We start from the raw sequence: 12,394 nt of genomic DNA, 5'->3' as shown, positions 1-12,394 counted from the left end.
CTTCTGACAGGATTGTGGAGATAGGTTGTGTGGAGCTGTTAGACGGCACACTAACGGGCAATACCTTTCAACGCTATCTAAACCCAAAGCGGAGCATACACCAGCGTGCATTGGAGGTTCATGGGCTAACAGGTGAGTTTTTGAGGGACAAGCCTAAATTTAGTGATATTGCGGGCGAATTGCTAGCGTTCATTGGCGATTCAACATTGATTGCCCATAATGCATCATTTGATATGGGATTTCTAAATGCTGAACTAGAAAGGCTTAACCTGTCTGTAATTGCAAGGGAGCGGGCGGTTGACACTGTCGCTTTGTCAAAAAAGCTCAACGGACACCTAGCAAATCATAAGCTTGATACACTATGCTGTGCTTATGGCGTTGACAACAGCGAGCGCACGTTACATGGCGCATTGCTGGACGCAAAACTGGCAACAGAAATCTACATTAAAATCAAACAAGGGATGAAAGCGGGCAAATGAGAGCAGGCTATTAGAGTGTTCGCCTTCCCCTCTTGACGGTGGAGGGGGTTATGGCAGAGTGGATAATATAAAAAATAAATTTTAAGAAGGGTTTATATGGATAATGAAGTAAATTATGAGGCATTGTTGAAGCACGTTTATGAGCTGGGGAAACGCTATGATGAGATAGCTCGGTTGTCTGGCGAAAATTTCAACGTGTTCAATAAAGGGAATGCATAAGCAAGGGTATATTGAAGGATTTTTTAGTTGATAATTCAACGGAGGTAATGAACATGTTGACAGAGGAGTTTGACCTCAACGTAGCACAACAGGTTTGGCTAGAAGAGTCGGCTCTTGTCGCTTATTAGAAGCGGTAACGATATACACTCTGTAGAGACTATGCTTGAGAACATCTCTAAGTCCAACAATGCAACAACGATAGTATAAAAGAGTGGACGATGTCACTATCGCCTACGATATTAAGACGTTGATTTAGCTTGCATTCAATGGTAAAAAATGATAGGTTAGGTGTAAAGAACAAGGGGGTGTTATATGGAAGCGATTTTAGCTATTAAACCCAGTAAGGACAATGACCACAGGTTACCTAAAGGGCAGTATTCTCCACTGGTGGAGAGCCTGATAGGTGTTCTGTCAGAAGACGACTTAAAAAATATTGCTGATAGCGATGAGCGGGCAAGGTATATACTGACAGGGAAAATATGAGTCGAAAGGTATTCATTGATTCTGATATTATAATTGACGTTTTAGCCAAAAGAGAAACTTTCTATGAACCCGCCACAAGACTGCTAGAACTAGGCTATGCACGAGAGCTTGAACTATATACTACGGCAGTCATAATGGCAAATGTTTTTTATGTGATTAGAAAGAAATACTGGGCAGAAGAATCAAAAAAGCTCTTAAAAAAGTTAAGGCTCGCTATAAACATATTACCAATGGGGGAAACAGCTGTTGATAGTGCCCTAAATTCACAATTTAGCGATTTTGAGGATGCTTTGCAATATTTTGCCGCACTAGAAAATGAAATTTCCGTAATAATAACTAGAAATAAAAAAGACTACAAAGAACATAACATAAAAATTCAAACAGCTGAAGAATATCTGGCGGAGCTATAAGCACGGAGCTTACCACCGCTGAAGTCAAGAAACTTCAGAACGATGTAGTTGTGTAGCGTGAGGGTGAGTCGCCCCCCTTATGGACGATGTCGCACAGTCGCCTACGATGTTAAGACGTTGACAAATTACTCCCCTTTTATTTCTTTTATAATTTCGTCTATCACTCGCCTGTTCTCAGCAATCTCTTCAGCCGTTATTACAGCAGACCTTTTATCTATATCTTTATCCCAATGGCTAAAATCAATACCAGCCAATGGAGTGCTTAATCCCTTTGGTTTGGCAAAGTCCCCATCTCGTTCATAGTCTATATAACTATATTGTTTTACTGCATAGCCACATATAGCGTTAGCAAAACTAAAATCTAATTTCTCTGAAATACGATTTTTTTTCATGTCTCTATATGCCGCAAAACCATCCTTAACAAATAATGATAGTGATATATTTTTCTTGTTGGCATCAAAAACTTTCATTGTTAACCAAGCCTTGATGAGCTGTTCATGCGTAATTTTTTCACTTGGCTTTTCTTCCAAGAGACCTTCTCCTTTAACTTTAGATTTAACTTGCTCATCCATATAACTTATCAAATCACTATCTGTCTTATTCAATAAAACTTTATACTCAAGCTTAAACAGGTTTCCCAAAGATTCTCTCGTTGTTGGCTCCGAAAAGAAAACCCCTTCAATAACATCTAGTCTCACTCGCTTAATTTTTTCAATATTGTTACACTTTATCACTAACAACCTAAACAGTCTAAACAGGTTAGACAGCTGAGGGTTTGCTTTAGCATCATCCTCATCTTTTATCACATTTTGAAGCTTGCAATGCCTATCATACACCGCTTGTAACTTATTAAAGTCAACATCCGCCGAATTAGACAAGACTGTTTCAAGTAAAAACGTTAAATCGCCCTCAAATAGCTCGTCATCTTCTCTAGCTTCTATATCAGCCTTATTTTTCAACTTCAACTCACGGACAAGTTTGTCCCATTCGCTGAACCACCTTTCAGCGACATTATTGTCAGCATCTTTTTCTTTATGCCATTTAATTTTAGCATTGGTGTCATTAAAAGTTAAAACATCATCAGCCTTGCCTTTTTTATCTACTACACAATCTATGATTTTCAATATATTGCGCCAGTCAACGGCATTACCTTGCCTATATGACAACAAATCGTCAAACCAATTTTTTCTCAAACGGCGGAAGAACAAACGGTGTGCCTCTTTGTCGTTCGGAAAACAAACCATATAGTGCAACATAGGCAAAAGCAACCTTGTTTGCTCATCTTTGGTAAGTTGCCTAACTTTTTCAATATCCTTATTGCAAATCCTTTTAAGCAATGACCTATAAGAATCATTCCCTATATATTCTGACAGCTTTTTTAGCTGTTCAAAATATTTGTCTATGTCATCTACTAATGCTACCTTGTCCAAGTCTTTTCGCTTGAAATATTGCATAGACTTTTTATCCGCAATATCAACTCCCTCTTTAATCTGCCAATACCAACCAAAGAAATCCTCTAGCCCATTATCAGCCGTTTCTTCTCCAGCCAGCCTATTATTCCAAAACCAATGCTCCCACTTTTCCCATACTGCACTATATGTTTTTATATTCTCCTCATTCAATTCGCCCAGCAATAGTGGCTTTATGTTCTCACTACCAGACAAGGGTTCGCCTGTGGTATTGATAATTACAAATGTTTCCTCGCCATTTTCCTTGCTCCCCATATCATAAAATATGACGTTAATCTTTTCCAGAATAAAACCAGCAAAACAATCGGCAAAATTTGGCTTATCATTTAATTTCTTTTCTATGCTAGTTAGCGCACCAAGCATACTCTGAACAGAGGGGTCTTGCTCATACTCGTTGAAATACCAGTCTTGCCCTTTTATGTCTTTAACGCTAGCTATACCTTCTTTTAGAAAAAATTCATGCACAACATCTTCTAAAAAATTCAACGTGCTTTCCCGTATAGCATACTTCAGACGTGGCGATTTCAGACGTGGCGATTCTGGTTCGCCGCAAATGAGCGAATTCTTTATCCTTTGTTTGGTATTTTGTTCACTAGCATTGCGGTATAACATACCCAACAATAAGTAGAGGGTAGTAATACGTTGCTGTCCATCGCATAAATATACCTCATCATTCTTATCCTCGTAATATCCGTAAATCAAGCCCAACGTAGCGGTTTCTGATTTAGCTTCTTTTAGCTCTATTAAATTGTCTATAAAACCTGAAACTAATTCTCTATAGTTCCCTTTATTAGTTCCATCGCCCGACCAAGCTTCGCTACCCCAGCAGTAGTCACGTTGCATATCAGGGATAACTATTACCATATCCTCTGAGAAAATTTCAGATAAAGAATATTCCTTACTACTATTCAATTTTTTTGTCATAATATTTAGCCCTCCATTCCATATCCATAATCTTTTCTAAATCTATCCAAGAAAGCCTTTTTATTTTCTTGAATCTCTTTCACGCCCCAGCTAGATTTTGCAAAAACAGAAATCGTATGCAATAAATTCCTGCTCTTAAATTCTTTTTCAAGGTTGAAATATTTGGCTTTTTTGTCCTCAAATGCCTCATTTCCAAATGAGGAGTTCTCATTTTTATATAGAAACAGCAAATTGCCGATGCAATGCTCACTGCCAATGCCATTAAAGTCAGCCCTATCTAGCATATCTTTCTCTTGTGGTGGCTCCATCGGCTTGTTATCGTCATCGCCACGATAATACTTCCCATCATCTTTTTTGTAATACACCTTGCTTTTCGGCAAAATATGCTCTAATGACTTATCATCCCAAATAGAAAAATCAAACTTCTGCCCCTCGTTATTGTTCAATTTATTGTATTCTTCAACATTAAGCCTTAAAAGCTGCCAAAACGCCCACTTGTCATATACATCTACACCATAGACAAAATTATCATCAAGAGCATTAAGCACCTCACTTGCCCTATATTCTTTAGTTTCTTCACTAGCTTTGAGTTCCTCAGCTTTTGTTATTTGTCTATGTGTTGCATCCGCCAATCTCCATTTTGCATAACATTTAAGGCTCTCTTTATCCTTTTTCTTGTCAATAAAGTATGATATTATATCATATTTATCATATTTATCATTAGCGACTAGTGCCATTCCAAGAGAGTTATAGATAATCGGGTCGTTAAATATATCCTCAAAGGATTTTTGATATTGACGTAATACCTTAAAAATTTCATTAGCTTTATTATCTCCTGCAATTAAAGACTTAAACCCGTCAAAGGTTAGTTCACGTTCACCGCTAGACTCCGGTAGCGACCGATAATAATAATCAATCAATAAGCCCATAGGCTCATGAGTGCCAACTCCGAAAAAATCCTTAACGTCTTCTCTGTTCCACCAGTATAGCCATTTATCCCACTCGTGGGCATATCTGCGCCTTAAACTACTTTCTGGTAGATTCCGCAATAGTTCCGCCTTTATCAGTTCCACAGGCAACATCTTTGCCTTGTTGCCGTTCATCATACTGAACGTCTTGACTGCTTGTGCCGCCTCTATTTTGATATATAACAGTTTTACATTATCAAGAACATAGGAGAGAAACTTTTCTTTATCTATATTTGCCACCTTATGTTCTATCTGCTCAATGGCTTTTTTGAAGTAATAAACGTCTTGAAATTCATCGCTATCGCACGCTTTACCCGATTTTAGCTCGCTTATATATTTTCCAGCTTCAGCTCTAACTAGATATTTTAGCTCCATTTCCTTGAATAGGTTGTTATTTTTATCCAACACATACAGCAAGAAATAGAACGTAGTCGTGCGCTGTTGACCATCAACTATAACAACTTCCGTTTCGTTCTCTTTCTCATACACTGTAATTCCCTGTACAAAATAATCCTTTTTATCCTCTTTATGCGCTGAAATCATATCAGTCATTAGTTTCTCAACACCAGATGGCTCATTATTGTGCTTTACTGCCCACTTGTAGCCACGTTGATAGTTGGGTATCGTAAAATTTTTCTTCTTCAAATAACTGCGCAGACGGATTATGCTACTACCCTTTGCCATAACACTCCCCCTTAAAAAAGTAATTAGACTATACCATACTACCCCCCCCCCGTATGTCAACACTTTTTTGCAAAAAATAAAAAGATGTGGGGGTGCGGGTCACCCCACAGAGTGCAGGGGACTTTGCACAGAGTGCAGGAAACTTTGTGCGGAGTTGAGCATAAAGTCCCCCCCCGCTTGCATCTACAGGATATATGTTTTATTGAAGTCAACAATGTCCTTGCTTTTAGCCCGTTGTTCCTCACGGAGCATTTCCACTAGTTCGCTATGTTGTGTTATCTGCATAATATCAGCCTTGTTTGCTACTACGGCAAAGTCGCCCGGTGCTAGGTAGTCAAGCCCCTTTAAGGACACGTCACAATCACTGCCGAAGAAGTGCTTGAAGGCAACCGCCACTTGTGCTGTTTTTAGATAGTTATACTTTACCTTGAACGTGAACCTGCGGAGAGAGGCACTATCAAGCCCGTCCATTAGGTTAGTGGTGCATACAAAGGGCAGTGGGTGCGACTCCATCTGCGTCAACATTTCGTTGACCCTTGACACCTCCCAACTACGTTGAGCATCCCGCCTATCATGTAGGAAGCTATCCGCCTCATCAAAGATTAGCAGTTTGTTATCCTCTAAAGCATCACTAAACGCCTCAGCAATATTCTTTTCCGTTTCCCCTACATACATACCCAATAGGTCAGATGCCCGTTTATGCAACACCCTCATATTGAGTTTCTCTGCCAAATAACGTGCGTAGGCTGATTTACCCGTGCCAGGTGCCCCGTATAGGCACATTGAGAATGGTTTAACCTTGCCACTGGTGAGCTGTCTTGCCAGCTGTTCTAGGTCTGTGCTACAATTTAGCAGCTCTGATGTGAACTGCACATCGCCCTCTTTCTTGCTTTTAGGGCTATGACCTAATGAGGCTTTTTGTAGTGCATTTATCGTTTGTTCAATCCCTTCTTGGCTATCCATTAGCACAGAGGCTTTTAGTGCGCTGTCTATTATAGCGGGGGCGATGTCGTATCTTTTAGACAATTCGTCTATACGTTCATCAGCAAGATGCACGCTGTGTTTCTTAGCAGACGACTTCCAAATACTGGCTAAAGCTCTTTCATCAGGCTTTTTCATTTTCAGCGCATAGGTGAATCGTCTAATATAGGCTTTATCCACCCACTTTATATTGTTGCTTATCCAGATGACTGGCGTCTCGTTATTCTCCAACATTCGGTTGAAAAAGACTTTAGCATCGTATTTATGACTAACAAAAGGGTTTTGATAAAAAGCATCCTCCGCCTCATCAAATAACAGTAAGGTGTTTTTATCTGTCCGCAGAACGTTTTGAGCAATAGCAAGCTCGCCCAGTCGTTCGTGTTGGTTGCCCTCTGTGCTCTCCTCTGACAGTGAGTAAAGCTCAGCACCAAGCTCATGTGCCAGTGCCTTTGTCAGCTCGGTTTTGCCCGTGCCAGGGACGCCATATAGCAGGATATTAACGCCCCTCATCCGCTTTTTCAGCGCGGCAGAGAGAATAGACTTGGCATTGCCCACCTCTTTAGCTATATAGTCAAAGTGATTGACTGACAATGTAGCCTTTGCGGGCTTGCCAAGTATAAACCGCTTTATCTCACTTATGCTGTGGCAGGGGGATTTAATTACCCTATCAAAAAAGTCGCTAACCTGAATATGGTGAATGTCATTAAGTAATCCGCCTGTTTTAAGCTCGCTCTTTGAGGATAGACTCTGCTTTACGCTGTCCACAGAAACACCCACAAGATTAGCTATAAATTCGTAATACCTATGCTCTGCCATACTATCGCCTACAATGCAGTTATAAATATCTTGAACCATTGGCAGTGTTATGGTGTATATCGTGAATGCCAGCAATTCTTTGTGTTGCGGGGCAACACCGAACAGAACAAAGATATTCTGCACCTTTTTATCGTGCTTTATGTGGCTAGGCACAGCCATTTTTGCAATAAGTTTGCGCATCGTCTCAATATTTTTAGGCAAATGTTCTTCGCTCCTATTCTCTGCAAGAGTGGCTATAGATTCCCAGCTAGTATTTGCAATATCAAGCTCCGCCTTGCCTCTGCTATCCCATACATTACTAAAATTCTGAATGCCCAGTAGCTTCAACGCACTTTTGTCCAGCCAAGCAAATAGTTTATGCTCTAGCTCCGCTGGGATAGGAGTATTCAGCAGGTTGTTGATGTAGTAGAGTGCCGCCTTAGCCTCGTTAGTTTGCCGAACGTATATGCAACCCACTTGATTATTAGGGACGTAGCCAAGCGATGCCCGTTGCAGGGAGTCAATAGTCCGCTCTATCACACTGCTATTCTTTACCAGTGCAGATGTTTTTAGTGCGCTGTCTATTATAGCGGGGGCGATGTCGTATCTTTTAGACAATTCGTCTATACGTTCATCAGCAAGGTGTATCTGATATTTCGTGGCAGATGTTCTCCAAATGCTCGCTAATGCCTTTTCATCAGGCTTCTTCACATGCAACGCATAAGTGAACCGCCGTATGTAGGCTTTGTCCAAACCCTCTATATTATTACTTATCCAGAATACTGGTGTCTCGTTGTTCTCCAACATTCTATTGAAATAGAGCTTGGAGTTTTGTTTATGGGGTTTTTGCGGGTCTTGCTCCTTCTCGGGGCGGAATACGTCTTCCGCCTCGTCAAATAACAATATAGTTTCTTTATCCGAGCGCAGGACGGTCTGAGCTAGGGCAAGCTCCGCTAGTCGCTCCTGTTTTTCGCCGTTCGGGTTATTCTCTGACACTGAGTAGAGTTCAGCCTTTACTTCGCCAGCTAGCACTTTTGCCAGTTCTGTTTTGCCCGTGCCAGGGACACCATATAGCAGGATATTAACGCCCTTCGTCCGCTCTTTCAGCGAAGTAGAGAGGATAGCCCTTATCGTGTTGACATCATCAGCCATATAGTCAAACTGGTCGCTCGTAAGGCTTGCCTTTGCGGACTTGCCCAAGATAAACTGCTTTATCGCGCCTGCAGTCTTGCAGTTGGACTTCAACACTCGCTCAAAAAAGTCCGTGACGGAAGTTCCCTGTGTGAGTAATCCTTTAGTTATAAGTTCGCTCTCCGCGGATAAACTACGTTTTACGTCTCTCAGAGAAACACCTACAGCATTAGCAAGACATCTCCACTGTTCTATTCCAGTAAGATAGCGATTAGCCACATAGTGGTCAAAAAGACTCGCAACTAGTGGCATTGCATCAGCGTATATCTTAAAGGCAAGCAGGTTTCTATTCTGCGGAGCTATATCAAACAAATCAAAGATATTTTGCACTTTCTTATCGTGCTTTAGTTTTCTATGCTCCCCCATTTTTGCAATGAGTTTGCGCATTGTGTCCATATTTTTAGGCAACTTATCAGCTGAAGCATTTTTCCGTAGAGTGGCTATTTTTTGCCAGCTAGCGTTTGCAATGTCAAGCTCCAAATTGCTATCCCAATGCCATACGTAATTAAAACGTCGCATTCCAATCAGCCTCAATGCGGACTTTTCCAGCCAATCAAGTAGGGCATCCTCGCACGGCAACGGCAGAGGCAAAATCTTGCTTAATATGTTGTTGACGTAGTAGAGTGCCGTCTTAACCTCGTTGGTTTGCCTAACGAACACCCCAGTGCCTCTATCCCCAGCAAAATCACTCATTCCTAAAGCCATAACACACCTCTTATAAAATGTTGTTATGACAGCATAGCACACACTTATGACAAAAATGGACGGAAGATGTTAAGAGGTTGACAACTCACTATTTTTGTTATAGTATCCCGTATTATGTCAGACAACAACCCCAACAGGGAATATAAGGATAGTGTCTTTACAAAATTGTTCTCTGAATAGGACAAGCTCGTTGAGCTATATAATGCCATATCAGGTGCGCATTACAACGTCTCAGACGGTGTTATAATCAACACACTAGATAGGGTTCTGTTTATGAATCGCCGTAACGATGTTTCATTTGTTATAGGGGACAAGTTAGTTGTCTTGATAGAGCACCAATCAACGATAAATGAAAATATGCCTTTACGACTATTGATATATATCGCTCGCATTTATGAAAAGCTCATAGATAGCAAAGCAATATATAGACATAGGATGTTGACAATTCCTCGCCCAGAGTTTATAGTGTTGTATAATGGCAATGATGATATACCCGATGAAAGCATAAAGAAACTATCTGCTCTGTTTGCCAAGGCAGGACTAGAGGATAAAGCCTTATTGGAGCTGGAAGTAAAGGTGCTGAATGTTAATAGTGGGCATAACAAAGACATATTGGGTAGTAGTAAGACACTAGGCGACTATGCAGAGTTCATAGAGGTAGTTAAACGGGAGACAAAGGGGATAAATAGTAGGGACAAGGGTGCATTAGCGGAGGCAATGGAAAGGGCAATAAGGGAATGTATAAGTAAGGGGATATTGAAGGATTTTTTAGTTGATAATTCAACGGAGGTAATGAACATGTTGACAGAAGAGTTTGACCTCAACGTGGCACAACAAGTTTGGCTAGAAGAAGGCGTTGAAATAGGCTTAGAGAGGGGCTTTGAGCGGGGACGCGAAAGAGAGAGACAGGAAATGTCTCATCGGCTTTTATCGCTTATTAGGAGCGGTAACGATATACACTCTGTGGAGACTATGCTTGAGAACATCTCTAAGTCCAACAAGGCAACAGCGATAGTATAAAAGAGTGGACGATGTCGCAATCGCCTGTGCGATTAAGGGACTGACAAGGGGGAATAAGAAAGGGGTAGGGGGCAAACCATTAAGGACACGTCACAAACACTTCCGAAGAAGTGCTTGAACGCAATCGCCTACGACATTAAAACACTAATAGAGGGAATGAGGGATAAAAGAGCAAGAATAGCGTAAATCAGCAAAGGTTATTGATTTACAACCTGTTTTATAGCCTCTTCAACCATCATATTTAAGGATATGCCACGTGTGGATGCCGTTAGTGCTGCTTTTCTGTGAAGTTCATTCCCTATCCGCACATTAAAAGAGCCTTTGAACGGCTTTTCGGGGTCTCTGCCACTTTGGGCGCAATGTTCAAGGTATTCGTCCACTGCATTGTGGAAGTCATCCTTAATAGCGTTCACGCTATCCCCTTCAAAGGATATGAGCGATTGAATGCCCATAACCCTGCCGTGAAAGACAGCGTCTTTCTCTGAAAAATCCACACTTCCCGTATAACCCTTATAGCTAAGATAGTTGCTCATACTAGCCCCCTTGCTTTCAACTTTTAGTTGCTATTTCCTAAAATCGCTTGCGTGGCATTACACATAAAAATAGCTATGCGTTTATATATTTTCCATCGCTTTCGCGGTTGATTTTTCCCGCTAGCTCCATCTCCATCAGCAATGCCGCTAGTTCGGAATAGCCAATATTCACCTTATCAACCAGTTCGTCTATTGTGAGTGGCTCTATCGCCAGCACTTTGCAGATGCGCCCAGTAGGGCTGTTGTCGTAGTTGTCAGTCTCTTCGGTGGGTTTTGCACTAATATCTATTAGGTGTCCGTATTCATTTAATATATCAAGTGCGTTTTCCGTTAGTTTTGCACCCATTTTAATTAGCTGATTTGTGGCATTATTGAGCGATAGCGGGAAGGTTGGCACAGCGAATACGTCTCTATTTTGCTCTACAGCTAGTTTTGCCGTCACCAACGAACCACTACGCTCGCTCGCCTCTACCACCAATACGCCACGTGAGAGTCCGCTGATAATTCTATTGCGTTTGGGGAAGTGAAATGGATGTGGGTCTGCATCTAGTGGAAGTTCACTGAGTATGCAACCGTCCTTGCAGGTATCGGCTACGTATTTTCTGTGTTTAGCAGGGTAAATATTTGCCAATCCGCTACCTAGCACTGCAACAGCACTGCCGCTAGCTTTAATTGTTGCTAAATGTGCGCTGATGTCTATCCCATAAGCAAAGCCACTTACGACTGTTGCACCTGCCACAGCAAGCCCAGTAGCAATCTTTGTGGCTATACGCTCGCCAGCCTTGCTGGTCATCCTCGCACCTACTATGGCTATGCATAGTTTTGACAGACAATCTAGGTTGCCTAGCGCATATAAGAGCGGAGGAGGCGTGGCAATTTCCCTTAATAGTTCTGGGTATTCGGGGCTTTCTAGTGTTATAAGCTCCCCACCTAGTGCTTTTAATCTATCATACTCTTCCTGCGCCTTTTTTATATCAATACTAGCGATAGTTAATGCATCGTTCATTGACAAGCCGAGTTGCATAAGCTTAGGGCTATCAGAGCCGACAAGCCCTGACAGCGTGCCGCGCTTGTTAAATATGCTCGCAATAGCCTTAGGCGCAAGAGCACTAGCTATGGCTATATAGCCTACTTTTAAGTCTGACATTACGGATGATTGTAGCCCAAAATGGCAGATTTTGCTAAGGGTTGTTTCCTGCAAACCTTTCATAAGCCTCCAGAGTATTTTGCATTAGCATTGCGATAGTCATTGGTCCCACCCCTTTAGGAACAGGAGTAATAGCAGATGCTACCTTGTTGACGCTTTCAAAATCCACATCGCCACACAGCTTGCCATCAGCAAGCCTGTTTATACCTACGTCTATCACAACTGCACCGGATTTTACGTATTCACGAGTAATCACATTTGGTTTGCCCACTGCGGCAATGAGTATATCCGCCTGCTTGCATAGCTCTTTCAAATCAGACGTCTTTGAATGGCATAATGCTACTGTAGCATCTGCCTGCAATAGCAGGTTTGCAATAGGTTTTCCC

Annotated in this window: 10 protein-coding genes and 1 pseudogene; 5 read left to right on the top strand and 6 right to left on the bottom strand. The window is 41.5% G+C overall.

Annotated features, from left to right (window positions below):
* From AC1MDJ_RS05115 to AC1MDJ_RS05100, 4 genes are all read left to right on the top strand, one after another.
* The coding region (locus AC1MDJ_RS05115; protein WP_479689878.1) for an exonuclease domain-containing protein at positions 1–479 on the top strand (479 nt) is incomplete at its 5' end.
* Between the two features lie 96 nt (positions 480–575).
* Positions 576–698, top strand: coding sequence for a hypothetical protein (locus AC1MDJ_RS05110; RefSeq protein WP_479689877.1), 123 nt, complete (start codon positions 576–578; stop codon positions 696–698).
* Between the two features lie 312 nt (positions 699–1,010).
* On the top strand, positions 1,011–1,181 hold the full coding sequence (locus AC1MDJ_RS05105; protein WP_479689876.1) for a hypothetical protein: 171 nt from the start codon (positions 1,011–1,013) through the stop codon (positions 1,179–1,181).
* The gene (locus AC1MDJ_RS05100; RefSeq protein ID WP_479689875.1) at positions 1,178–1,591 is read left to right on the top strand and encodes a type II toxin-antitoxin system VapC family toxin; all 414 of its coding nucleotides are present in this window, start codon (positions 1,178–1,180) and stop codon (positions 1,589–1,591) included. Before AC1MDJ_RS05105 ends, AC1MDJ_RS05100 begins: the two co-directional genes overlap by 4 nt.
* A 125-nt stretch (positions 1,592–1,716) precedes the next feature.
* Here AC1MDJ_RS05100 and AC1MDJ_RS05095 read toward each other — a convergent pair whose 3' ends face one another.
* The 3 genes from AC1MDJ_RS05095 to AC1MDJ_RS05085 form a co-directional block, all read right to left on the bottom strand.
* Entirely contained in the window at positions 1,717–3,984 is a 2,268-nt protein-coding gene (locus tag AC1MDJ_RS05095) for a DUF262 domain-containing protein (protein ID WP_479689874.1), read from the bottom strand.
* Between the two features lie 5 nt (positions 3,985–3,989).
* Positions 3,990–5,636, bottom strand: coding sequence for a DUF262 domain-containing protein (locus tag AC1MDJ_RS05090; protein ID WP_479689873.1), 1,647 nt, complete (start codon positions 5,634–5,636; stop codon positions 3,990–3,992).
* Between the two features lie 183 nt (positions 5,637–5,819).
* Positions 5,820–9,308: an AAA family ATPase gene (locus AC1MDJ_RS05085; RefSeq protein WP_479689872.1), complete on the bottom strand. Its 3,489-nt coding sequence runs from the start codon at positions 9,306–9,308 to the stop codon at positions 5,820–5,822.
* A gap of 273 nt (positions 9,309–9,581) precedes the next feature.
* Here AC1MDJ_RS05085 and AC1MDJ_RS05080 point away from each other — a divergent pair, with 273 nt between their 5' ends.
* Positions 9,582–10,328, top strand: a complete 747-nt coding sequence (locus AC1MDJ_RS05080) for an Rpn family recombination-promoting nuclease/putative transposase (RefSeq protein ID WP_479689871.1) — start codon at positions 9,582–9,584, stop codon at positions 10,326–10,328.
* A gap of 197 nt (positions 10,329–10,525) precedes the next feature.
* Here AC1MDJ_RS05080 and AC1MDJ_RS05075 read toward each other — a convergent pair whose 3' ends face one another.
* From AC1MDJ_RS05075 to AC1MDJ_RS05065, 3 genes and pseudogenes are all read right to left on the bottom strand, one after another.
* The gene (locus AC1MDJ_RS05075) at positions 10,526–10,861 is read right to left on the bottom strand and encodes a type II toxin-antitoxin system HicB family antitoxin (RefSeq protein WP_479689870.1); all 336 of its coding nucleotides are present in this window, start codon (positions 10,859–10,861) and stop codon (positions 10,526–10,528) included.
* Positions 10,862–10,934: 73 nt separating this feature from the next.
* Positions 10,935–12,071, bottom strand: a complete 1,137-nt coding sequence (dprA, locus tag AC1MDJ_RS05070; protein ID WP_479689869.1) for a DNA-processing protein DprA — start codon at positions 12,069–12,071, stop codon at positions 10,935–10,937.
* Positions 12,043–12,394 (bottom strand): annotated as a pseudogene (locus AC1MDJ_RS05065) (bifunctional methylenetetrahydrofolate dehydrogenase/methenyltetrahydrofolate cyclohydrolase); the annotation flags it as partial. The pseudogene AC1MDJ_RS05065 and the gene dprA, both read right to left, overlap by 29 nt.

Source organism: Candidatus Termitispirillum reticulitermitis, assembly GCF_054655775.1.
Note: the sequence above shows the minus strand (reverse complement) of the source record. Positions and strands in the feature narration are given on the sequence as shown.